We start from the raw sequence: 22,607 nt of genomic DNA, 5'->3' as shown, positions 1-22,607 counted from the left end.
AGGAGGCTCGGCGTGGCACGCTGTCCCTTCGGAAACCAACGGACGCGGCGGTTCATCCCCTGGGCCAGCATCGCGATCCCGGGAGCCGGGTGGCTGCTGTTCGGGCTCTACCCGTCGCTTGCCACCATCGGATACTCGTTCACCCGGTACTCCGGGCTCCCGGGCACGCCTTTGAACGTCTGTGGTCTGTGCAACTACTCGGCGGCGTTCACATCGCTGTCCTCCGTGGTCGGGGACGCGGTGCGGGTCACGCTGACCTATGTGCTCGGTGTGACCGTACTGCAGACCGCGATCGGTCTGGGCCTCGCCCTGCTGCTGAACCGGCCCGGACGCTCCTACACCCTCTACCGCGCCGTCATCTTCATGCCGCAGATCTTCTCGGTCGCGGTGGTCGGCGCCATCTTCGCGCTCATGCTGGACCCCTACTCGGGCCCGGTGGAGAAGGTCATGCACGGCCTATTCGGCAACACCTCGGCGTTCCTCGGGTCGAGCTCGCTGGCCCTGCCCCTGGTGATACTGGTGAACGTGTGGATGTTCTCCGGCTACACGATGCTCATCTACATCGCCGGGCTGCGGAACATCCCACCGGCGGTCTACGAGGCGGCGGCCATGGACGGCGCCGGACGCCTGCGGGTGTTCCGGCACGTGACCTGGCCTCTGCTGGCACCGGCCACCACGGTGACCGTGTTCCTCACGGCGATGGGGACGCTGGGCGAGTACGCGCTGATCATGGTCCTCACCGGCGGCAACTTCGGGACCAAGACCCTCGGGCTGTACATGTTCCAGTCGGCGTTCGGAGGCGACAGCCAACTCGGTTACGGCTCGATGCTCGCCATGCTGCAGTTCCTCCTGACCGTCGTGATCGGCGGCGGACTGCTGTTCACCCTGCGCCGACGGGAGATCTCGCTGTGAAGGCCTCTCCTGCCGTCCTGGACCGGAGCGATCAGGGCCCTGCTCGGAGCAGTACACCGCAGCCGAAGGCGCCACTGCTGTCCACGAAGGCGGCCAAGTCCGCCGGGGTGAACCTGCTCTGCTTCGCGATCGCCGCCGTGCTGTTCGCCCTGCCGCTGGTGTACATGCTGCTGCAGGCGTTCAAGACGTACACCGGGTTCCTCCAGAACCCCACCGGGATGCCGGATCCGTGGACCACGGAGAGCTTCTCGACGGCGTGGAGCCAGGGCCACTTCGGACGGCAGATGATCAACAGCCTGATCTACGCGGTCATCCCCGACACGGCCACCCTGATCCTCGGGGTCTTCCTGGCCTTCCCCATCTCGCGCGGATACTTCAAGCGCTCCAATCTCTTGTACACGTTCTTCATCTTCTCCGGGTTCCTGCCCGGCGGCCTCATCCCGCTGTTCATCGAAGCGAGATCGCTCCACCTGTACAACAGCATGGCCGGGTACCTGATCCTGACCAGCCTGTCCGGCGCGGGGTTCTTCTTCTTCGTCGGCTACATCAAAGGCATCCCGCGCGAGATCGACGAGGCCGCCGCGCTGGACGGCTGCGGCTACGTCCGCTTCATCTTCACGATCATCATGCCGCAGATGAAGCCCGCCCTGGCCACCTTCGCCATCTTCGGATTCGTGCACGCCTGGAACAACCTCATCCTGCCGCTGGTCATGCTGTCCGACGCGGCGCTGTGGCCGGTCACCCGCGGGCTGTACTCGTTCTTCGGTGAGTACACGCAGAACTGGCCGCTCATCGCCGCCGGCACGTTCATCGTGGCCGCACCCATCCTGCTCCTGTTCGTGCTGCTCCAGCGCCACCTCGTCGAAGGCGTGGCGGGCGGCGCGGCGCTCGGCACGCAGGGCGTCGCCGGAGCGCCCGTCGTCCAGGGCGAGGAGGGGGACGGATCATGACCGGCCCGGTCACCTCCTGGCCCACGGGCGGCGACCGGGTGCGGTTCCGGCTCGCCGACCCGCTGCGCCACCCGGATTTCGCCTGGCCCAGGACCCTGCTGCACCATCCGGTGCGCTGGGCCGCCCCGTCGCTCCGCGCCGAGCAGCTCCGGCTGGTCGACGAGACGGGGCGGTCGGTGCCCTTTCAGCTCTCCCAAGTGAACACGGTGGACGGCCACCTGACGTACGCCGTCGTCTGCTTCTTCGCCGACCTGCCTTCCGGCGCGACGCGCGAATTCACCCTGTGCGCCGACCCAGCGGTGCCGACGGCCCACGTCCCGCGACCGGTCCGGATCACCGAGGACGGCGCGTCCACCGTCGTCGACAGCGGAGCGCTCCGGATCCGGCTGCCCTCCTCGGGCCGGTTCGCCGCCGACTCCGTACCGGGTCCCGTCCTCCAACTCGACCGAGGGCAAGGCTGGGTGGGAAGATCCGCCGTGCGCTGTGGCACCGAGAACCTCGAACAGCTGGAAGTACGGCTCGTGGAAGCCGGTCCGCTGTTCGCCACCCACGAACTGCGCTACCACTTCACCGGCACAGCCGCCTACACGGTGACGGTCGCCTGTGTCCAGGGCTGCGAATTCGTCGACGTGGCCGAGGAGATGACGGCGCTCGACTCCGGCACGACGGCATGGGAACTGAGCTGGGACGGTGTGGCACCGACCCACCGCTTCTCGTCCACCTGGCCGTTCTCGCAGTGTGCCGACGACCACGCCGACCCGGAATCACCGCACTTCTACCACTGGCTCGGCATCGACGAGCCGATCGTGCTCGGCGACAGCGGGGAGGACCCGTCGTTCTCCGGGCCCGGCGGCAGGGAGAGGCCGGACACCGACTTCGCCTTCACCGTCGGCCCGTACGCCCCGAGCCACGCGTGGAACATCCGCCCGCACGCCACGTTCTGGGATGCGGAGGGAGGCGATGCGATGGGTGTCTTCCTCCTCGACCACGCCGGGTGGGACGACCGCGTCTACGCGTCCTGGGCCTCCGCGGATCATCTCCAACTCCGCTTCCGCCACGACGGCGTACTCCACTGGACCTGGCCCCTGCGCTCCGGGATCCGCCGGACGGCGATCGCCTTCTACGATCACGAACACGACCTCGAGGTACTGCGCGACCAGAAGGGCACGCGGTACCCGTCGTCGTACGTGCGCCACCTCCATCACTGGCAGGGCACGCTCAGCCTGGATCGCGTCAAGGACTGGAGTCTGACCTACGCGGGAAGGCGACCCGCCCCGCTGTGCTCCGAAGGCGAACTCGACTCGCCCGACGACCTCACCGCAGCGCTCTTCACCGGACCGGAGGGCCCGAGTCTCATCGCTCACGGGGTCAACGAACACCCCGGCTACCTCAACATCGGGCAACGCCCCCTCTACGACCGGCTGCTGGACGGCTACGACCGTCTCGCCGACCGGCTCGAAGCGACGGACCGCGAACGGGCCGACGCGCTGCTGTTGCTGACCGCCCACGTCTCGGCCGGCGAGGAGATCGGCCCGCTGCGCCGCATGATCGCGGGCCACCCGAACTTCCTCGCCGACGGCAAGGCGGCGCTCGCCTGCCTCGCCTGGCTGTTCCCCGACCACCAGGCAGCACCGGAGTGGCTCGACCAGTTCGAGAAGTTCGTCGAACTGGCCGGCGTCTTCCACACCAGACCGGCGCTGCCGGCCCAAGGGTCGCGGGCCGGCCGCTGGACCGAGAGCCTGGCCACCTACGTGTGGGCCTTCCTGCGCCCGGTCACCCAGGGCAACTTCCTCGGCCGGCTGACCGACGGCCGCAACCGCCTGGCCACACCGGAGTTCGCGGCCGTCGGTGACTGGCTGGTGAACGCCCTGACCGCCCCGGTAGAGACCGGCGCCGACGGCGAACTCCGCCGCCTGCACCCCGCGCAGGGGGCCCACGCCTTCTGGCCCCGGCGCCCGCCCATCGAGATGCGGCTCCTCGGCGAGGCCCTGCGCCGCTACCGTCCACTTGTCGCGGAGCATCTGCTGTGGGGGAGCGATGAATGCGCCCACCGGCTCGACAGCCCACCCGGTGCGCCGGACCCGTGGCGGGTCACGGTGCGGTCCGCCGGCGATCGCGGGACCAATCCGCGGCTGAGGAGCTCGAAGTACACCGGATACGGCGTCACGCTGCGCGCCGATGTGGACCGGTCCGGGGAGGTCGCGGTCTTCCTCCAGCAGGTGGACCGCGGCCCCAACTACCGCTGGGGGATCGCCGACGACAACGGCAGCGGGCACATCTACTACTACGCCGCGGGGCACTCCTACAGCGGCCACGGCCCCGAGGACGCCGGGGACCGCAGGGCCCCCGACGCCACCTTCGCCACCTCCTGCGCGGTCTGGAAGGGCGGCGCCTACCGCTCGATCGGCCAGAACACCCTCGACCGGCCCCTCCACGACCTGGGCGGCGCGCAGTACGCGGAGATCGTCTCCGACCCGGACGGCCCGGTGGGCGGCCTCTATCTGAGTCGCAGCGTCCTGCTCGTCGGCAGCGACTACCTCGTCACGTACGACGCGTTCGCCGCGGGCCAGCGCATGGTGTGGACATGGTCCGCGCTGACCGAGGCCACCGGCCACGACGCCAACAGCTTCCCGCACCTCGCCGAGCGGATGCCGTTCATCCACGTGGTCCGCGGTGTGCGTACGGACGGAGCTCTCGACGGCACCTTCGTGACCGACGTCTCCCGCGGCGTGCGCCTGGAGGGAAGGGCCGACGGCGCGAACGGCAACACGCTGGCCGTGGTGAGCCACCGCGACGACCTGGAAGTCGCCCCCGCCCACTCGACGCCCTGGGGCGCCCGGATCCGGACCCCGCACAGCCTGGACTTCGTGTTCCGGCACGCGGCGTCCGCGCACTACGAACCGAAGACGGTCGAGTTCGCCGAGCAGGGGCTGCGCTTCTCGGGGACGGCCGGGACCATCCGGCTCTTCGACGACGGCCTGCGGCGACTGACCCTCTTCCACGGGAATGCCGTGGGAACCCCCGAGCTCCTCGTGACCACAGGGGACGACGATCTCGGCATCAGCCTCGGCTACCGGGACCCCAACGAGGCCCGGGGCGTCTACCACGCCCCGTCGGACAGTTCGGTGAGCCTCCACGTGCCCGGCGGGCTCGATGCGGCGGCCCGCTTCCACATCGACGGCGCGCCGGCACGCCTCCTCACCGAGTCGCAGGACACGATCACCGTCGCCCTGCCCCGAGGCCGCCACCACTGGGAGCTGACGGGCGGACAGCCGGAGCCACCGTCCTCGCAGGTCGTACGCACCGAGACCGTCGCCGACGGCGTGCTCGTGCACTTCTCCGCGGCAGCCGCCGCGGACCGCTACACCATCCAGCTCAGCTCCGACGGCGGCCACACCTGGGCGACGGCCGCGCAGACGGAACGAAGCCCCGTCCACCTGGCCGGCCTTGCCGAGGACCAGAAGCAACACGTCCGCGTCATCGCCCGGAACAGTCGGCGACAGGCCGCTCCGGGCGCCGACTACCCCGTTCACCCGAGCCACCGCGCACCCGACCCGCCGGACGGGCTCAGACTCCGGCTCGGCCACGGCAAGGTCACCGCCACGTGGGGCGAGGTGCTGGGCGCCGGCGGATACCGGCTCTACCGGCGCCGCAAGGGCGAAGCCACCCACCACGAGATCTTCGCCGGGTTCGGGTTCCGGCACGTCGATCACGCGCCCGGCGTCATCCCCGAACGCGACGATCCGGGCCGGGCCGGCCCGGCGGACGTGACCGTGTACGAGTACGCCGTCGCGGCCGAGAACGGCAACGGCACAGGCCCGAAATCGGCGCCCGTGGACACGGATCCGGGAAGTTGGCGGCACTGGAGTCCACCGACGGATCCCGCCTTCCGCCGGCAGCACACCTACAACCGGCCTCCCTACGTGCCCGCGTCCGCGACCCCTCGCCCCTACGACCACCAGGTCCCGCCCCCCGAACTGCCTGCCGTTGCCCACCCGGCCGGGGAGGCACCGTGACCGGGCAGCGGATCCTGCTCACCGGCGCCGCGGGCCGCATCGGCCGCGAACTGCGCCCGCGCCTGGCCCACGCAGGCCGGACCCTGCGCCTCCTGGACATCGCGGACATCGAGCCGGCCGGACCGCGGGAGAACGTGGAGACCGTACGGGCGTCCTTCACCGACCAGGATGCGATCGACGCGGCCTGCCAGGACGTCGACGCGGTACTCCACCTGGGCGGGCTGGCGGGGGAGACGTCATGGGAGCGGATCGCCGACATCAACATCGACGGCACCCGGCGGGTCCTCGAAGCCGCACGGAGGCAGGGCGTTCGCCGCGTGGTGCTCGCGTCGAGCATTCACGCCGCGGGGTTCCACACCCGGGACGACGCGGCCGACGGCGTCCTGCCCGCCGCCGTACCGCCGCGCCCGGACACCTACTACGGTGTCAGCAAGGCCGCGATCGAGGCGCTGGGCAGCCTCTACCACTCCCGGTTCGGCCTCGACGTCACCTGTCTGCGTATCGGCGCGTTCCGGCCGCGCCCGCTCGCCCCCGAGGACCTGGCCGCCTGGCTGTCGCCGGGCGACGCGGCCCGGCTCGTCGAGGCATGTCTGCAGGCCGAGCCCGCCGCGTTCCGCGTCCTGTGGGGCATCTCCCGCAACACTCGGCGATGGTGGTCGCTGGAGGAGGCGGAGGCCATCGGGTACCGCCCCGAGGACGACGCGGAACACCACCTGGCGTCGATCCTCGGCTCCGGGACCTTCGGCCCGACGGACCTCGATCCCGCCGGCCCTCGCAACTTCCGCGTCGGCGCCGGCTTCTGCACGATGCCGCTCGGCTGACGACCGGAGGGCCCGGCCGATCGAGGCCGGGCCCCCTGAGGGGCAGGCAACGTTGTCCCGGATGGGGTGAGTCAGGTGTGCCCGGGTGACGGGAGGACTCGGGCGACCTCTTCGGCAGGTCCGGCGGTGGACGTGCCGGGCCGGGAGGCTTCGCGACCGCGTCCGGCCGTCGAGCGGGGATCGCGCCCGTGCGGTCGTCGGCCACGCCGCGCCCCGGCCCTGCTCGGCCCCGCCGATCGGCTCATCCGGCGAACGTGGCCGAAGGCAGGCCGACGGCGCCGCCCGTCTCGCTGACGACGAAGACGGACCCCGCCGGGTCGTCGTCCGAGAGTTCCAGACCCTCCCGGGCCGAGGTGACATACAGCGCGTCGAGGCGGGGTCCGCCGAACGTACAGGAGGACGGCTGGTGCACGGGCAGGGAGATCTCGCCGAGCAGGTCGCCGTCGGGGGAGATCCGTGCCACGCGCGCGCCGCCCCACACCGCGACCCACAGACACCCGCTCGCGTCGACGGTGAGCCCGTCCGGCAGGCCCGTGCGCGCGGGAAGCCGGAACAGTGTGCGCCGACGGCTTATCCACGGTTCTTCGTCAGTGGTGTCGAAGGCGTAGATCTCGCCCGCGACCGAGTCGGCGAGGTAGAAGGTCCGGCCATCGGGGCTCCAGCCGAGCCCGTTGGGCAGAGCGAGCCCTTCGAGGACCACCCGGCTCGTCCAGTCGGGCAGCAGGACGTGCAGGGCACCGCGGCCCGGCCGGAAGTCCATCGCCGTGCTGCCGGCCCAGAACCGCCCGTGCCGGTCGCACTTCGCGTCGTTCATGCGCTCGCCGTCCGGCAGCAACGCGCGCCGGGTGGTCATCGAACCGTCGGCGTGTACGCTCGCGAACCCCTCGGCCGTGGCCGCCACGAAGCCTCCGCCGCGTCGGGGCACCGCGGCGCCGACCTGTGTCGGCAGCCGAAGGCTGGTGGTCCGGCCGGTGACCGGGTCGCTGGTGTGGATGTGCCCGGCGGGGATATCCACCCAGTGCAGGCGCCGGAGCCCGGCGTCCCAGACCGGTCCCTCGCCCACCCCGGCCCTGCCGGGGATCGCGATCCTGGCCGTCATCGGAAGTCCTCCGTCGTCGCCTGCGGTCGAGATGCCCGCCCTCAACCGGGAAGTACTACCGCCGCGTTGGCGAGCAGCCCGCCGTCGACGGGCAGCGAGACGCCGGTGATGAAGCTGGCTCGGTCCCCGGCCAGAAAGGCGATCGCCTCCGCGACCTCGTCCGGTCGCGCCACCCGCCCGAGCGGATGCATCCGCCCCCAGGACTCGACCAGTTCCTGCGTGCCCCGGTCACTGCCGTCGGAGAAGGAACGGGCGGAGGCGCGCAGCATCGGGGTGTCCACCGACGCGGGACAGACCGCGTTCGCCCTGATCCCGTTCTTCGCCTCGTCGATGGCGATCGACCGGGCGAGCGCGTTGAGCGCCCCTTTGCTGGTGGTGTAGGCGGCGACGGCGGTCTGGGTGACGAAGGCCTGCACGGAGGAGACGATCACGATCGAGCCCGCCCCACGGGCACGCAGGTGGGGGAGCGCGTGCTTGACGGCGTGGAAGGCACCGGTCACGTTGACCGCGAGCACCTCGTTCCACTCGTCGGCGCCGGTCTCCGCCGCGGCGCCGTAGCGCTGGATCCCGGCTGCGGCGACGAGGATGTCGAGCCCGCCGTGTGCCGCCGCGACCCGGGTGACGAGTCGAGCGGTCGCGGTCTCGTCGGTGACGTCCACCTCGACGCGCTCGACACCGGGAGGCAGTTCCTCGTGCGCGCCCTCCGATGGGATGCCGGCCGCCACGACCGTCGCCCCGCGCGCGGCGAGCACCCGGGCCGTCGCGCCTCCTATGCCGCTGAATCCACCGGTGACAATGGCGACCTTGCCGTCGAACTCCGCCATGTTCCGCTCCCTCGATGTGGTCCTGGGCCCCATGCCTGGCCGAGCCCCGCCGTCGAAATGATCCAGGGGCAGCTGTGACGGGCGGTTTCGGCTGATGTCCACGGCACGGACGGCCGGGCGAACTGCGTTCCGGTGACGTCGACTTCACTCTAAACAACGTTGTCTCAGCCCGCTAGTGTGTGGCCGTTCCGTACTCCGGTGCACTTTCGGGCGGTGCTCCTCGGCCGCGTCCGGCTGTCGCTCGATGCCGTGTCGGGGTCGTTCGCGTGGGCGCTCGTTCGTCGGGCGGTGAGGAGAAGAAGCTCGTGACGGCAGAGTGGATCAGATGGCCTGCCAACGTCGTTGCCCGGTTCGGCGGGGAACCCGTGGCGTTCGGCGGCGACTACAACCCCGAACAGTGGGACGAGGGCGTATGGCCCGAGGACGTCCGGCTGATGCGCGAGGCCGGAGTCAATCTGGTCACCGTGGGTGTCTTCGCCTGGTCGACGTTGCAGCCGGAGCCCGACCGGTGGAACTTCGGCTGGCTGGACCGGCTGCTCGACCTGCTGCACGCGGGCGACATCGCCGTCGATCTCGCCACGGCCACCGCATCGCCCCCGCCGTGGCTCACCACGCGGTTTCCCGAGGTGCTGCCCGTCGACCGGCAGGGGCGGACGATGGCGCAGGGTGGACGCCAAGCCTGGTCGCCGTCGTCACGGATCTACCGCGAGCACTCGCTCGCGCTGGTGGAGAAGCTGGCGGAGCGCTACGGCGAACACCCGGCACTCGCACTGTGGCACGTCTCCAACGAACTCGGCGGCCACAACTCCCGGTGCTACGGCGAAGCGAGCGCCGTGGCCTTCCGGAGCTGGCTGAGAGTCCGCTACGGGGACTCGCTCGACGAGCTGAACGCCGCGTGGACGACCAGTGCGTGGAGCCAGACGTACGCGGAGTGGGAAGAGATCCGGCCGCCACGGCTGACATTCACCGACTCGAACCCGACGCAGGTGCTGGACTTCGACCGGTTCAGCTCCGACCAACTGCGGGCGCAGTTGCGGGCCGAGACGGCGGTCCTGCGGCGGGTCACGCCCGACGTGCCGGTCACCACGAACCTGGTGCTCTTCGATGCCGGGAAGAACATGAACTACAGCTCGTGGACCGGCGATGTGGATCTCATCGCCAGCGATCACTACCTGAGACCGACGTCCGACGCCCAGGCAGAGCTGTCCTTCTCGGCCGACCGGGCCCGTGGACTGTCCCGGGGGAGGCCGTGGCTGCTGATGGAGACGGCCACCGGCGCCACGAGCTGGCGCCCGGTCAACCCCGCGAAGCGTCCGGGACAGCTCCGGCGGGACGCGCTGGCCCACCTCGCCCGCGGATCCGACGGCATCTGTTTCTTCCAGTGGCGGGCCGCGCGTGCGGGCGCCGAGCGGTTCCATTCCGCGATGCTGCCGCACGCGGGGGCCGACAGCAGGAAGTTCCGGGAAGTGAAGGCGCTCGGAGCGGAGCTGGCACGCTGTGCCGAGGTGCTCGGCAGCCGGGTGGCGGCGGACTGCGCGCTGCTCTTCTCCGAGGAGTCGTGGTGGGCGGCCGACCGCGAGTCGCATCCGCACAACGGTCTGTCGTACATGGAGTCCGCCCTCGGGTGGTACGGGAGTCTGCGCGACGCGGGCGTCACCGTCGACATCGTTCCTCCGTCGGCCGAACTGTCGGACTACCGACTGATCATCGTGCCCATGCTCTACCTGGTCCGCGACGAGGACGTCGCCGCGCTCACCGCTGCCGTGCACGCGGGGGCCACCGTGCTCGTCACCTATTTCTCGGGCATCGTCGATCCGCTCGACCGGGTGCGGCCCGGCGGCTATCCCGGAGCGTTCTGCGAACTGCTCGGCGTACGCGTGGAGGAGTTCGCGCCGCTGGTGGACGGGGACTTCGTCGACATCGACGGGGTCACGGGACCGGTACGGGTCGCCACCTGGAGCGAGGAGATCGATCTCACCGACGCGGAGGCGGTCTGCTGGTACGAGGGCGGCGACTTCGCGGGTGCACCGGCGATCACCCGCGCGCACCGGGGCGAGGGGGAAGCCTGGTACGTGGGCGTGGAGTTGGACGCCGACGCGCGTGCGTGTCTGGTGGGGCGGCTCGTGAAGCGGTCCGGGGGGACGACGGTTCCGGCCGGAAGTGGCGTCGAGGCCGTGACGCGCCGTTCGGCCGGCAATGACTACGTCTTCCTCATCAATCACGGTGGCACCGAAGCGACCGTTCCCGGCGGGGGGACCGACCTCCTGGACGGATCGGTGCACGAGGACGGGGTCCCGGTGCCGGCGGGTGGGGCGCGGGTCCTCAGACGGGTCCGCTGAACGCATCGGGCGTACCGGCCGTAGGGTGCCGGGCCGGCACCCTCGAACTGCCGTCTGCCGCAAGGCGTCCGGCACGCACGGCCGCGTTGTCGGAGTCGTCCACGTACGTTCGGTACGAGGACGATCCGCCGCCTCGCGATCGAACGAGCCGGACGCCGCACGACCGGGACTCCGGCCGAACGACGCCGGTTCGAAGACACGTCCTGGGCCCCGTCCTCAAAGCCGCTTAGAACCGGCTGCGAAAAAGGCATGCCAAGCGTTGCTGACATGGGCTGGCTACACGCTGGATGGCCGAGATCCTGGCCGGATGCGGCGGTTGGCCACCGGGGCCGGCCGTGCGCACCACCCCTACTCGGTCGTGTGCGTGGGGTAGACCTCGACGTCGGTGTAGGCGCCCTTGATGTCCCCTGTGCCCGCAGGCCACTTCAGGTTCACGGTGTGGGTCTCGTTCGGGGGCGTCACCAGGATGTTGGTCGGGGACGCGAGGCTTTTGCCGGTGTTGTCGATGTCGTAGGCGAGGTTGAAGACAGCGGCGTCGCCGGGCTTCAGGGTGGTGATACGTGGCTGGGCGTGGCCGCGCTCGATGGGGTTCGAGGTGTGGTCGGCGTCCTTGATGTCGACGCCCGCGAAGCCCGTGGCCGAGCAGGTGGTCGAACCCCGGTTGATCATGGTGATGTCGATCCTGCCGGAGTCCTTGTCGGGCGCGGCGTCCCTGGCGTCGATGGCCAGGTCCTCCGTCTTGCAGAACGTGACCTTGCCGCCGGTCTTCGTCGCGCCGTTCGAGGCTGCCTCTGCCTTGGTGTCCTCACCGGAGCCCGCCTTCGCGTTGCCGGCCTCCGAGCCGCCGGAGCCCGAGCCGCCCTCCGAGTTCGAGCCGCCGTTCGAGGACGAAGAAGACGAGGACGAGGAGCCCTTGGAGGACGAGTCCTTCCCGGAGCCGTCCCCGCTGCAGGCGGTGAGCGAGAGGGTGGCGGTGATGCCGATGGCGGCGAGAGCGGTGATGCGGGTGTACTTCACGGTGTTCCCCCAGGAATGGCGCGGTGCGTGTGTTCGGAAGTATTTGTATCTCGCACCGAGTCACAGGCGGTCCTCCGCGACGTCTTCGTTCTGTCACAGGTGCATTGGCCTCTCGGTTCGCCCAAGAGCTGCCCCGTAATTGCCGCAGAGCAAGCAACCGTCTGTGGCAGCCGGGCGGCCTCAGGTTTCAAGATCCTCAGTCACAGGGCTGATCGACGAAGGGATTCCTGCCACTCGTTCATCACGTCGCGGGCCTCGTCCAGTGCGGGATCGCGGCTCCCGCCGGGCGCGTATGCCGGGGACCGGTCCACGCGGAGCGGCACATGGGCGCAGTACCAGGCTCGCTTGGCGCCTGCTTGCTCCGCGTCCGTGCCCGTCCGTAGGTAGTTGAGCAGTGCAACCATGACCCTGCGGCGTCCGAAGGCATAGACCGCTGGTTCGACGAACCAGCGGCAGAAGCTGGGGTCGGGGTCGTAGACGGCTGCGGCCATCAACGGCGTGAAGAACTCTTCGGGCAGGCTGGCGCGTTCGAGCAGTGGCTTGCGTGCCGCATAGGCCAGGTGTCGTGCGCGGCGGGCTTCAGGCACGTTGGCGGCCTCCCTGAGGTTGAGCAGCCGGGCCACCTCGGCCGCGCACGACAGGAATGAGCGGGCAGCTGTCTCGTGGTGCGCTTCTTCAGCCATGGCGGCATTCTGGACCGGCTCGGGTCCAGAGGGTACGGGGGGCGACGGTTGCCGATCCGCGAGCGACGGCATGTCGGAGAACCGCGGCCGCCAGGGCGGCCGACCGCCCAGCTTCGACCGCGAGACATACCGTCGACGCAACGCGGTGGGTGCTTCAACGGACTGAAGCACTTCCGAGCCATCGCCACCAGGTACGGCAAGACCGCCGCCTCCTACGAAGCGGCGGTCAGCCTGGCGTCGATCCTGCTCTGGGCGAGATCTGCTTGAAGACGGGGCCCAGTGCCGCATCAGGCAACGTTCGCCCTGTTGTCGAATGCGCGTGGGCGCCCGTCATGGGGGTGCCCGCTGCCTGATGCGGCACTAAATCACAACCGCCAGCGGCAGCCGGACCGGCGGGGGCAGCGGCGGGATGGCCGGCTCGGCCCGCATGCCCTGGATCAGCAGCGCGGCGAAGCGCCGTGAGGCGGCCACTGCGGCGGCTGGCGAGGTGGTCCGGATGCCGCCGTTGGCCATGAGCACCATGATCAGGTCGTCCAGGACGAAATCCGGGCGCAGCTTGCCACCTGCCTTGGCCCGGCGGGCGAGTTCGGCGACCTTGCCCAGTGCCTGCTCCCGGTCCGCGGCGAAGTCGATCGCGCGGGGGAAGGCCGAGACGAACGCTGCGGTGAAGCCCCGGTCCTGCGCCTGCATTTCACACACCGCCTCGATCACCAGGCAGAAGCCGCGCCATGGGTCCGGATCGGCCAGTCCCTCGTCGACGATGGCCGTGCAGGCCGTCATCTGCTCGCGGAAGGCCTCGGTGACCAGCCCCTCCTTGGTCGGAAAGTGCCGGTAGAGGGTCGCGGGTCCGACCGCGGCACGCCGCGCGATCTCGCGCATCGCCACGTCCAGCCCCTGCTCGGCGAACGTCGTGCGGGCCACGGCGAGGATGCGCTCCCGGTTGTCCCGGGCATCGGAGCGCAGGGAGTGAGGCAAAGGGTTCGTCACCGCTCTCACTTTAGCCAAACGGACGGGGTGTTCCGATAGTGTCCGACGCCATGAGAGCACTGACATTCTCCGAGTACGGTCCCGCAAGCGTCTTGGAAGTCGCCGACGTACCGGAACCACACGCGGGACCAGGCCACATCCGGGTGGGCGTGCGGGCATCGGGCCTCACTCCCGCCGACTGCCACCTCCGTTCAGGCCGGTACCGCGACATGGCGCCGCTGCGCCTGCCCCACGTGCTCGGCATGGATGCCGCGGGTGTGGTCGACGAGGTCGGCACAGGGGTAACCGGTATCCGGCCGGGCGACGAGGTCTTCGGCATCGTCGAGGTCGCGGAGCTCGGCGGTGCGAACGCCGAGTACGCCGTCTTGGCAGCCTGGGCGCTGAAGCCGGACGCGCTGAGCTGGGAACAGGCCGGCGGCGCGGCCGGGAACGTCGAGACCGCCACGCGGGCCCTCGACCGGCTGAAGGTCGGCACCGGCACGACCTTGCTGATCGAGGGCGCGGCCGGCGGGGTCGGCGGGGTCGCCGTCCAACTCGCGGCGGCCCGAGGCGCGACCGTCATCGGTACAGCCAGCGCGCACAACCACAAGTTCGTCGCGGGGCTGGGGGCGACGCCGACCACCTACGGCCCCGGGTTGGGCGAGCGGGTCACCGCCCTGGCACCGGACGGAGTCGACGTCGTCCTGGACTGCGTCGGATCCGGCTCGCTGCCCGATCTGGTGGACCTCATTGGAAGCCCGGACCGGGTGGTGACCATCGCCGACATGAACGCCGCGAAGTACGGAGTCCACCGAACACGCTCGGCGGGCCCGGGAGCGGACCCGCAGGCGGTCGAAGGACTTGCCGTGGCCGCCGCTCTCGCCGGGCAGGGCCGCTTCACCGTGCCGGTCGCGGCCGCCTTCACCATCGAGAACGCTGTCGCGGCACACCAGTTGAGCGAGACCGGCCACGCCCGGGGAAAGATCGTACTCACCCTCTAGCTGTATTGACCCGCAGGGGTGTTGACTCGGCTGATTGGTGGATTGCCGTTGAGTGCGGTGTGGCAGCGGTGGTGGTTGTAGGTGTGGAGGAAGTCTGCCAGGGCCGCGGTGCGTTCGGTGTTGGTGGTGTAGGGCCGCAGGTAGGCCCATTCCTCCAGCAGGGTGCGGTTGAAGCGTTCGGCTTTGCCGTTGGTCTGTGGCCGGTAGGGGCGGATGCGTTTGTGGGCGACGCCGGCAGCGGTCAGTGCCTGGGTGAAGAGCTTGGACTTGTAGCAGGCGCCGTTGTCGGTCAGGACCCGTTCGATGGTGATGCCGTGGCCGGTGAAGAACGCCTGCGCGCGTTGCCAGAAGGCGATGGCGGTGTGCTGGCGTTCGTCGGTGAGGACTTCGCTGTTGGCGAGGCGGGAGTGGTCGTCGACGGCGGAGTGGATGTAGCTGTAGCCGATCACCGGTTTGCAGCTCTTGCGCAGGTCGGTGGTGGACTGCCGGTTCTGGTTGCCGGCAGTCCTGCCGACCGTGCGCCAGCCGCCGCCGTCAGGGATGTTGCCGAGTATCTTGATGTCGACGTGCACCAGTTCGCCGGGGCGGCTGCGTTCGTAGCGGCGTATCGGCTCGCTGGTCGGCCGGTCCAGCCAGGCGAGCCGGTTCAGGCCGTGACGGGTCAGGATCCGGTGCACCGTGGAGGCCGGCAGCCCGAGGATCGGACGGATCCGGGCAGGACCGAGCTTGCGGGCCTGGCGCAGATCGCAGACAGCGGCTTCCGTCCCGGGAGCTGTGCGATGCGGGGTCGTGTGCGGCCGACTCGAGCGGTCGAACAATCCCGGATGGCCTTCCGTGCGCCACCGCCGCACCCATTGGTGGGCGGTCGCCCGCGAGATTCCCATCTCATCGGCCACATCAGCGACCGGGCGGCCCGAACAGACACGCTGGATCAACAGCCGCCTGCCATGAACAGTCAGTCGGGCATTACGGTGGGACACGAAGACCTCCGGTGTGGTGCAGTCCTGGACAGCTCCACCACACCGAAGGTCTTCGCCTTTGATCAAGACCCCCGTGTCAACAACGCTCGTGATCAATACACCTAGATGATCGATTCCAAGGGGTTTAGTGGTCGTAGGCAGTCAGTGCGCGCATGACCGGCCGGCCGGTGTGGTCGTTGTGCCAGATGGCGGCCGTGAGCGCGAGGATGCGCTGCAGGATGCGGACCGCCACGCCTGCGGGTGTGCGGCCACGGTGCCGTTCGAGGTCGAGCTGGCCCTTGAAGGTCTCGTTGATCGATTCGATGACTTGCCGCAGCGGCTTGAACAGCTGTGATCCGGCCCGTTCGGCTTCGCCTTTGCGGGCCGGCCGCAGCAGCCGGATGTCCAGCTAGGCCAGCTGCTGCTCGAACTCGCGGCCGAAGTAGTTCTTGTCGCCGATCAGTGTCTGGCCCGGGCGGCCGGCGGTGAGCTGGGGCTCGACGGCGAGCAGGTCCAGCAGGGTCTCGCGTTCGTCTGCCTTGGCGCCGGTCAGGGCGAAGGCGACGGGCAGGCCGCGCAGGGTGCACACCGGGTGCAGCCGCAGTCCCCAAAAGAACCGGCTGTGGCTGGCGCAGTAGCCGTACTGGGCCCATCCGGCCAGGTCGGAGCGTTTGACGGTCTCGCGGGAGCGCCCGCACTCGACGGGCGTGGAGTCCACCACCCACACATCGTCGGTCCACAACGTGGTGTCGACGTCCAGCGCGCGGGTGACGCCCCGGATGAGCTCGGCGGCCTTGCGCAGGCGCTTGTTGTAGCCGGGCTGCTGGGGCAGGTAGGGGAACAGGTGCCGCAGGTGAGCGCGGGCGTGCCGCAGCCACCGGGCCTCGGAGGTGAAGCCGAGCATGGCCTGCATCATCGCCAAAGTCACTAGCTCGGCATCGCTGAGCTGCGGCGCAATGCCCACGGCCGGCCGCCACGGGGCAAACTGCGGCGAATCCTTCAACAGGTCGTCGGTCTTCACATAGAGTGCGGTCGCGAGGGAGTCCAACTCTGTCTTCACACACTGACGTTGGACTCCCTCCCTCCATGACCGCACCGACCACGCCGGCCACAAGGAGCAGGGCAGCATGATCCGCCGCTACATCATCTGGCGGAACCGCCACGCCGACGGCACCCGCCTCCGTCAGGTCTTCGCCCGGGCCAACGTGGCCTGACCAGCGACTACCCGAACAACCAGTCCTCAGCCCGCGGTCTTGGTTTTGATCAGCGGCGTGTCCCGCGTGAACTCCCGGAACCCGACGCTGTAATACAGTCCGCGCGCCTGGGGGTGCCCCGGCGCACCCAGGCAGGCGACCGTCATATGAGTGGCCCCGGCCGCCCGCGCCAGATGCATCCCGTGCAGAAGCGTCGCCCTTCCCAGCCCCAGACGCCGGTAGTCTGGATGCGTCCCGACCGGCTCGAACTCAGCGGTCCTGTTCGCTTCGTCGAGCCACATGATCGTCGAGGATGCCATCGTTCCGTCCGGCGCCTCCACCAGGATGTGCAGATCGCCGCGATACCCCGCCGTCTGCCGGACGCCCTGGTAGCCCTCGGCCGTGTACATCGAGGGAGCCCAGGCGTCCAGATGGGCCTGGACCGCGGCCTTCGGCCCGGCCTCGTCGGCGGTGCGGAACCGGAATCCGTCCGGCAGTACCGGCTGTTCCACGTCGATGAGGTCCCGCTCGTTGAGCTGGGTCCAGGACCCGGCGTCGCCGAGCGCGGCCGGGTCGGTCTCATAGCCGTGCGCCGCCCATCGCTTCAGGGCGAACTCATCGGCGGCGCTGGGCATCACCGTACGCTCGATGTCCGCCGCCGTACCGTCGTACCAGTCGATCACCTCGTCAACCAGCCCGGCGCGGTCGGGATGGACCTGATACGCCAGATAGGCGTCGGTGACGTCCTTCACCGACCCGTCGCTCAGCCTCACCCGGTGCGGAAGAAAGGCCCAGCTCCACGCCACCAGATCCCCGCCGGAGAACCACAGCCGACGCCGCCAGCTTGCGCCGTCGCTGGTGTGTCCCTTGCCCCAGACCCAGGCCAGCTCGCCGAACGACGCGTCGGTGTTCACCAGGTCCGGGCGGGCGGCGGTGACACGCTGCGCCAGACCCTGCATGAGCTGCACGTCCGCGGCGGTGACAAGTTCGAAGTTCGCCATAGTGCGCCACTGTGTCAGGACCTCGCAAAGCCGTCGAACCGATTTCCGGGGCTGCCGATCGCGGCAGTCAACAGCACAACGCGCGCATCGTCGTGGCGGCGGAGCCGATGGCAGGCCGGGCAGCCACGTCCGTCGATCTCACCGGCCGACTGCGGACATCGATCGACGCGCGTCACGACCTGCAGGGCGAACGTTGCCTGCTACAGGACTAGTTGGGCGGTGCCAGGGTGCGCAGGACGCAGAACTCGCTGCCCTCGGGGTCGGCCATGACCACCCAGCTTCGGTTTGGGCCTTGGCCTACATCCGTCTTGGTGGCGCCGAGGCCGAGCAGTCTGGTCACCTCGTCGTCGGTGCTGCCGTCGATTAGGCTGACGTCGAGGTGAAGCCGGTTCTTCACAGTCCTGGCCTCGGGCACCTGGATGAACAGCAGGGTGGGCGACATCTGGCGGGCCCGAACGTCCTCGACGGTCGGTACCCAGGAGCCGATCTCGACCTTGCCCTCGTTCCGGTCGATCACTTTGAAGTCCAGGACCTCGCACCAGAAGGCCGCGAGTCTCTCCGGATCGTGGCAGTCAACGGCCAACTCGGTGAACCTACTTGTCATGCCTTTCTCAGATAGTGCGGACGGGGCTCAGCTTATGGGGCCGCGCCGCCCATCCGGCAAGTCCGGGATCGCTACGACCACGAACCCTTGGAATCGATCGTCTAGGGCATTCCGGGAGGGACGGGCTCCGTGGCACCGCGCCGCGCCACGAACACGAACTCCCTGCCCGGCCGGTCGGGTGCGTCGCGTACGTCCTCGACGACGAAGCCGTGCTCGTGCAAGTCCCGCTCGATCTCCGTACGTTCGCGGAAGCGAAGTGTCGATTCCGAGGTCAGTACGTCCCCGTCCGCAGCGAACACGTGCGTACCCCGGAAGCTCACCAGCGGCAGGCTCACGTCCGTCAGCTCGGCCCAGGTCTCGACGTGGCCGACGCCCGGGATGTCCGTCATGCGGTACGTGGTCTCGCGCGTCCACTCCGCCCACTCCTCCCACACGCGCTGCGCCGGATCGCGCGTCTCGAAGACAAGCCGCCCGCCGGGCCGCAGTGCCTCGTACGCGCCGCCCAGCGTCGTACGCCACGTCTGCGGATCGGCGAGCGCCTGGGCGACGTTCCCGGTCATCGTCACCAGGTCGATCTGCATGGGCGGCAGGTCCCCCGCGTCGCCGTCGAGCCAGCGCACCCGCTCCGCGCCCGGCTTGCCACGCGCGACGTCGACGGACGCCCGCGCGGGATCGATCCCGGTGACCGTAATCCCGCGCTCGGCGAGCAGCAGCGCGAACACGCCCGTACCGCACCCGATGTCCAGCACGGACCGCGCCCCGAACTCCTCCGCCATCGCGAGATACGCGTCGAGGTCGCTACGGTCCGGATCGAGTGGGTCGTAGATGGCGGCGAGGCGCGGATGCCCGAAAGTTGCGTCAACCATGGAGGCGAACGTATGTGGCCCGAGCCCGCGCGGCCACTGCTTTTTCAGGTTACGGCGCCAAGCGGGCGCGGCGAAGTGCGCCGCTGATCCCAGCGCCCCTATCGGGCGCGGCCGTACCGCAGCGAACCTCGGCCAGGCCGCTTAGGAGTTGCCTTCAAATGTCACGCCCACATCAGGAGCGAGGCGAGGGTGACGGCCGCTTGGTAGGACTCGGCGGTCTTGTCGTAGCGGGTCGCGATGCCACGCCACTGCTTGAGGCGGTTGAAGTACCGTTCCACGACGTTGCGCTGCTTGTAGAGCTGCTTGTCGAAGCGCGGCGCCGTCCGCCCCGGCTGCCGCGGCGGGCCCGGTTGCTCTTCTGGTCGGCCCGCTCGGAAATGGTGTGGGCGATGCCGCGCTGCCGCAGCCAGGTGCGTATCGCGCGGGAGCTGTAGCCTTTGCCGCCCAGCACATGAGCGGGCCGCAGCCGGGGCCGTCCCGGCCCGAGGCGGGGCACCCGGATCGCCTCCATCACGGCGGTGAACTGCGTGCAGTCGTTCGTGTTGCCGCCCGTCGGCACGAAGCCGAGCGGGCGCCCCAGGGCATCGCAGGCCAGGTGGATCTTGCTGGTATCGCCGCCGTCCCGGGAGCGTCCGAGTGCGGGGACGCGGAGCCCCCATTTCGGGCTCCGACGGCATGCTGGTGGGCGCGTACGACGGTGGAGTCGACCGACACCAGCCAGTCGATCTCGCCCGCCGCGTCCGCCCAAGCCTGGGCGGCCCGGAGCATCCGATCGAAGGTGCCGTCCAGGGCCCACCGGCGAAAGCGGGTGTGCAGCGTGTGCCAGGAGCCGTACCGCTCCGGCACGTCCCGCCAGGCCGTGCCCGTCCGGAACTTCCACACGATTCCGTTGAGCACAGTTCGGTCGTCCAGCCGCTTCCGTCCGCGCAAGGAATGGGGCAGCAACGGACGGAGGAACTCCCGGTCCGCAATGGACAGTTCATGGCGACGTATCACCCGCCCCTGATCCACTACTCAAGGTCAATTGAAGACACGCCCTAGTATGATCGACCGCCAACTGCCGTCGGCTGGAGAGAGCAGTGCCGCGCAATCCCACCATGAACGACGTCGCCCGCGAAGCACGCGTCAGCCTGAAGACCGTCTCGCGTCACGTCAACGGGGCGACGAACATCGATCCCGAACTCGCGGCTCGGATCAGCGCGGCGATCGTGAAGCTGGGCTACCGCCGCAACCTCTCGGCGGCGAGCATCCGGCCCGGCTGGACCGGCAGGACCATCGGCCTGGTCATCAGCGACCTCGCCAACCCCTACTACTCCACGCTCGCCGGCGCCGTCGAGAGTGTGGCGGACGCCGCGGGCTACCTCGTCACGATCGCGAGTTCCAACGAGGAGGGGCCGCGGCACGACCGCCTGGTCGACCGGCTCATGGAACAGCGGGTGGACGGCCTGATCGTCGTACCACCGCAGCACTCGGCCCGTGACTGGTCCGAGGTCGCGTCGCCCATCCCTCCGCTGGTCTTTCTCGACCGGCCCACGCCGTACCCGGCCGCCGACACAGTTCTCGCCGACAACGGGGGCGGGCCCGCGAGGCGACCTGGGCGCTCCGCCGCGCCGGTGCGCGGCGCATCGCTTATGTGGGCGACTCGCCCGGCATCCACACCATGCGCGAACGGCACGCCGGATACGCCGCGGCGCTCGCCGAGGCGGGGATCCGGGTGGCGGACGCGCCCACGATCACGGCGGCCCACACCAGGGAGCAGGCGCAGCGCGCGGTCGGCGCCCTGCTGCGCGACGGCTCGGCCGACGCCGTCTTCGCGGCCAACAACCGTGCGACGATCGGCGCGTTGCTCGCGTTCCGACAGGCCGGTCGGCGGCTGCCGCTGATCGGCTTCGACGATTTCGAGACGGCGCTGCTCGGCAGCCCTCCGGTCTCGGTGGTGAGCCAGGACATCGAGCTGATGGGGCGCACGGCGGCCGAGTTGATGATCGCCCGACTCAACGGCGACAGCTCGGAGTTCGCCACCCGAGTGTTCCGCACTCGGCTCGTCCTCAGGGGATCCGAGAGGCCGGATCCGGAAGAAGGCCGGTACGCGAGCCGTCCGCTGCGGTGACCGCGAGTCGGGCGGTCACCGGGGAGCAGGCCGCGCACCCCGGCGCAGGACGTGCCGCATCCGCGGCCCGACCGGGCGAACCCCCGGTCGGGCCGGGCGAACCCCACACGGTCACGCCGACGTCCCGCCGTTCGCCGGTACGGCGCGTGGTCCGGCCGGTTCGTCGAGCGACAGGCCGTTCAGGACGCCTTGCAGATATCCGATCGCGTGCGCCCGGCCCCGGCTGCAGTACGCCTCGGACGAAGTGTCCCCCCAGGTGTCCAAGTCGCCGATCATGGCCGGAACATGATCGTCAATCAGGAAGCCGTCGAATCCCGAGGCTTCGAGCCGACGGATCACTCGTGCCGGGTCGAAGTTGCCCTCGCCGAGGAAGCATTCCCGAAAGCGCGGCACCGTGCCGCGGACGTCCCGGAAGTGGACGTAGCAGATGGCCGGTCCCAGCAGGTCGATGACCTCGTTGACGCTCTGCTCGCCGGCCATCTCCGACACGGTGCCGAGGCAGAGGTTCAGCCCCCATGACGGGCTGCCGCCGGCTTGGGCGTGGGCCCGTCCGATGGCATCCGGGGAGGTGAAGATGCGGGCGATGCCCCCGAGCGGCTGTGGTGTGGGCGGATCGTCGGGATGGAGGGCGAGCCGTACCCCGACCTCTTCCGCGACGGGCAGTACGGCGTCCAGGAAGTACTGGTGGTTCGCCCACATCCTCTCGGCGCCGATCGGCTCGTCCGGAGTCCGGTCGGGGGTCAGCCGGTAGCCGGCGAGCGCGTTGCCCGCCGGGACGTCGGCCAGGTCGAAGGCGGTGACTTTGGCTCCGCCCCGGCCCTTCGCCGCCATGTCCGTGCGCCACACGTAGGTGGCCAGGAAGTTGTAGCCGAGCACGTCGACCCCGACGGCGGCGAGGTTGCGGATGGTCTTCTGGTAGTTCTCGATCTGCTCGTCGCGGCCGGGCAGACCGCGCTGGATCTTCCAGAAATGGGCAAGGGGGACGTTCTCGATGCCGTCGATCGCCAGTCCGTCGGCGTCGCAGCGGTCCCGCAGGGCCCGCAACTCCGTCAGGCTCCAGAAGCCGCCGGTTCCCGGCAGCAGATCCGGAGTGTGGAACTGGACGCCGGTGAGCCCGAGTTGGTGGGCGAAGGTCGCGACCCTGGCGTCGTAGGTGTCGATGTGGCCGAGGGAGAGCCGTATGGTCATGCCTGCCCGACCCGATGCCGGCCGAGCCCGTCCGTGTTCTCGAAGTCCATGACGTCGC

General features: G+C 69.9%; 17 protein-coding genes and 5 pseudogenes. 10 read left to right on the top strand and 12 right to left on the bottom strand.

Features of this window, described 5'->3' with window-relative positions:
* Positions 1–12 precede the first annotated feature (12 nt).
* Genes ACZ68L_RS17485 through ACZ68L_RS17470 form a run of 4 tightly spaced genes read left to right on the top strand, consistent with a single transcriptional unit; the run spans position 13 to position 6,699 of the window.
* A complete protein-coding gene (locus tag ACZ68L_RS17485) occupies positions 13–912 on the top strand; it encodes a carbohydrate ABC transporter permease (RefSeq protein WP_469577688.1) in 900 nt (299 codons plus the stop codon).
* Entirely contained in the window at positions 909–1,862 is a 954-nt protein-coding gene (locus tag ACZ68L_RS17480; RefSeq protein ID WP_469577687.1) for a carbohydrate ABC transporter permease, read from the top strand. The genes ACZ68L_RS17485 and ACZ68L_RS17480 overlap by 4 nt, the downstream gene beginning before the upstream one ends.
* Positions 1,859–5,878, top strand: a complete 4,020-nt coding sequence (locus tag ACZ68L_RS17475) for a fibronectin type III domain-containing protein (RefSeq protein WP_469577686.1) — start codon at positions 1,859–1,861, stop codon at positions 5,876–5,878. Before ACZ68L_RS17480 ends, ACZ68L_RS17475 begins: the two co-directional genes overlap by 4 nt.
* Positions 5,875–6,699, top strand: coding sequence for an NAD-dependent epimerase/dehydratase family protein (locus ACZ68L_RS17470; RefSeq protein WP_469577685.1), 825 nt, complete (start codon positions 5,875–5,877; stop codon positions 6,697–6,699). The genes ACZ68L_RS17475 and ACZ68L_RS17470 overlap by 4 nt, the downstream gene beginning before the upstream one ends.
* 241 nt (positions 6,700–6,940) lie before the next feature.
* Here the strand turns inward: ACZ68L_RS17470 and ACZ68L_RS17465 are convergent, their stop codons facing one another.
* Positions 6,941–7,798, bottom strand: coding sequence for an SMP-30/gluconolactonase/LRE family protein (locus ACZ68L_RS17465; protein WP_469577684.1), 858 nt, complete (start codon positions 7,796–7,798; stop codon positions 6,941–6,943).
* A 41-nt stretch (positions 7,799–7,839) separates the two neighbouring features.
* Entirely contained in the window at positions 7,840–8,622 is a 783-nt protein-coding gene (locus ACZ68L_RS17460) for an SDR family NAD(P)-dependent oxidoreductase (protein ID WP_469577683.1), read from the bottom strand.
* Between the two features lie 305 nt (positions 8,623–8,927).
* Between ACZ68L_RS17460 and ACZ68L_RS17455 the strand changes: the two genes are divergently transcribed.
* Positions 8,928–10,961, top strand: a complete 2,034-nt coding sequence (locus ACZ68L_RS17455; RefSeq protein ID WP_469577682.1) for a beta-galactosidase — start codon at positions 8,928–8,930, stop codon at positions 10,959–10,961.
* Positions 10,962–11,309: 348 nt separating this feature from the next.
* Here ACZ68L_RS17455 and ACZ68L_RS17450 read toward each other — a convergent pair whose 3' ends face one another.
* A complete protein-coding gene (locus tag ACZ68L_RS17450; RefSeq protein ID WP_469577681.1) occupies positions 11,310–11,978 on the bottom strand; it encodes a DUF4232 domain-containing protein in 669 nt (222 codons plus the stop codon).
* A gap of 200 nt (positions 11,979–12,178) precedes the next feature.
* Positions 12,179–12,661, bottom strand: coding sequence for a hypothetical protein (locus tag ACZ68L_RS17445; protein ID WP_469577680.1), 483 nt, complete (start codon positions 12,659–12,661; stop codon positions 12,179–12,181).
* Between the two features lie 82 nt (positions 12,662–12,743).
* On the opposite strand from ACZ68L_RS17445, the pseudogene ACZ68L_RS17440 reads away from it, so the two are divergent.
* Positions 12,744–12,928 (top strand): annotated as a pseudogene (locus ACZ68L_RS17440) (IS5/IS1182 family transposase); the annotation flags it as partial.
* Positions 12,929–13,021: 93 nt separating this feature from the next.
* Here ACZ68L_RS17440 and ACZ68L_RS17435 read toward each other — a convergent pair.
* A complete protein-coding gene (locus tag ACZ68L_RS17435) occupies positions 13,022–13,648 on the bottom strand; it encodes a TetR/AcrR family transcriptional regulator (RefSeq protein ID WP_469577679.1) in 627 nt (208 codons plus the stop codon).
* A gap of 50 nt (positions 13,649–13,698) precedes the next feature.
* Here ACZ68L_RS17435 and ACZ68L_RS17430 point away from each other — a divergent pair, with 50 nt between their 5' ends.
* Complete coding sequence (locus tag ACZ68L_RS17430) at positions 13,699–14,628, top strand: NADP-dependent oxidoreductase (protein WP_469577678.1); 930 nt, start codon at positions 13,699–13,701, stop codon at positions 14,626–14,628.
* On the opposite strand, the gene ACZ68L_RS17425 is transcribed toward ACZ68L_RS17430, so the two are convergent.
* Together ACZ68L_RS17425 and ACZ68L_RS17420 are read right to left on the bottom strand one after the other, a co-directional pair.
* Complete coding sequence (locus ACZ68L_RS17425) at positions 14,625–15,608, bottom strand: IS481 family transposase (RefSeq protein WP_469577677.1); 984 nt, start codon at positions 15,606–15,608, stop codon at positions 14,625–14,627. The two genes, ACZ68L_RS17430 and ACZ68L_RS17425, sit on opposite strands and share 4 nt — an antisense overlap.
* Positions 15,609–15,732: 124 nt before the next feature.
* A pseudogene (locus ACZ68L_RS17420) lies at positions 15,733–16,647 on the bottom strand (IS982 family transposase).
* 28 nt (positions 16,648–16,675) lie between these two features.
* Between ACZ68L_RS17420 and ACZ68L_RS17415 the strand changes: the two are divergent.
* Positions 16,676–16,801, top strand: a pseudogene (locus ACZ68L_RS17415) (IS630 family transposase); the annotation flags it as partial.
* A 26-nt stretch (positions 16,802–16,827) separates the two neighbouring features.
* On the opposite strand, the gene ACZ68L_RS17410 reads toward ACZ68L_RS17415, so the two are convergent.
* The 4 genes and pseudogenes from ACZ68L_RS17410 to ACZ68L_RS17395 all read right to left on the bottom strand — a co-directional run bounded on the left by ACZ68L_RS17410 (position 16,828) and on the right by ACZ68L_RS17395 (position 20,262).
* The gene (locus tag ACZ68L_RS17410) at positions 16,828–17,781 is read right to left on the bottom strand and encodes a GNAT family N-acetyltransferase (RefSeq protein WP_469577676.1); all 954 of its coding nucleotides are present in this window, start codon (positions 17,779–17,781) and stop codon (positions 16,828–16,830) included.
* A 208-nt stretch (positions 17,782–17,989) separates the two neighbouring features.
* Positions 17,990–18,385 (bottom strand): VOC family protein, encoded by a 396-nt coding sequence (locus ACZ68L_RS17405; RefSeq protein ID WP_469577675.1) that lies wholly within the window; start codon positions 18,383–18,385, stop codon positions 17,990–17,992.
* Between the two features lie 101 nt (positions 18,386–18,486).
* Positions 18,487–19,251 (bottom strand): class I SAM-dependent methyltransferase, encoded by a 765-nt coding sequence (locus ACZ68L_RS17400; RefSeq protein WP_469577674.1) that lies wholly within the window; start codon positions 19,249–19,251, stop codon positions 18,487–18,489.
* 161 nt (positions 19,252–19,412) lie between these two features.
* Positions 19,413–20,262, bottom strand: a pseudogene (locus ACZ68L_RS17395) (IS5 family transposase).
* Positions 20,263–20,348: 86 nt separating this feature from the next.
* On the opposite strand from ACZ68L_RS17395, the pseudogene ACZ68L_RS17390 reads away from it, so the two are divergent.
* Positions 20,349–20,798, top strand: a pseudogene (locus tag ACZ68L_RS17390) (LacI family DNA-binding transcriptional regulator); the annotation flags it as partial.
* Complete coding sequence (locus ACZ68L_RS17385; RefSeq protein WP_469577725.1) at positions 20,732–21,361, top strand: substrate-binding domain-containing protein; 630 nt, start codon at positions 20,732–20,734, stop codon at positions 21,359–21,361. The pseudogene ACZ68L_RS17390 and the gene ACZ68L_RS17385, both read left to right, overlap by 67 nt.
* Positions 21,362–21,472: 111 nt before the next feature.
* Here ACZ68L_RS17385 and ACZ68L_RS17380 read toward each other — a convergent pair whose 3' ends face one another.
* A complete protein-coding gene (locus ACZ68L_RS17380; RefSeq protein ID WP_469577673.1) occupies positions 21,473–22,549 on the bottom strand; it encodes a mannonate dehydratase in 1,077 nt (358 codons plus the stop codon).
* Positions 22,550–22,607 lie beyond the last annotated feature (58 nt).

Source organism: Streptomyces sp. NPDC104309, from assembly GCF_055584025.1.
This window is presented reverse-complemented; position numbering and strand designations above follow the sequence as displayed.

Bases quoted from the DNA above. Each gene is read 5' to 3' on its own strand.
- ACZ68L_RS17475 (WP_469577686.1), top strand. From the start codon at position 1,859: ATGACCGGCCCGGTCACCTCCTGGCCCACGGGCGGCGACCGGGTGCGG.
- ACZ68L_RS17400 (WP_469577674.1), bottom strand. From the start codon at position 19,251: ATGGTTGACGCAACTTTCGGGCATCCGCGCCTCGCCGCCATCTACGAC.
- ACZ68L_RS17380 (WP_469577673.1), bottom strand. From the start codon at position 22,549: ATGACCATACGGCTCTCCCTCGGCCACATCGACACCTACGACGCCAGG.
- ACZ68L_RS17405 (WP_469577675.1), bottom strand. From the start codon at position 18,385: ATGACAAGTAGGTTCACCGAGTTGGCCGTTGACTGCCACGATCCGGAG.
- ACZ68L_RS17445 (WP_469577680.1), bottom strand. From the start codon at position 12,661: ATGGCTGAAGAAGCGCACCACGAGACAGCTGCCCGCTCATTCCTGTCG.
- ACZ68L_RS17410 (WP_469577676.1), bottom strand. From the start codon at position 17,781: ATGGCGAACTTCGAACTTGTCACCGCCGCGGACGTGCAGCTCATGCAG.
- ACZ68L_RS17460 (WP_469577683.1), bottom strand. From the start codon at position 8,622: ATGGCGGAGTTCGACGGCAAGGTCGCCATTGTCACCGGTGGATTCAGC.
- ACZ68L_RS17465 (WP_469577684.1), bottom strand. From the start codon at position 7,798: ATGACGGCCAGGATCGCGATCCCCGGCAGGGCCGGGGTGGGCGAGGGA.
- ACZ68L_RS17430 (WP_469577678.1), top strand. From the start codon at position 13,699: ATGAGAGCACTGACATTCTCCGAGTACGGTCCCGCAAGCGTCTTGGAA.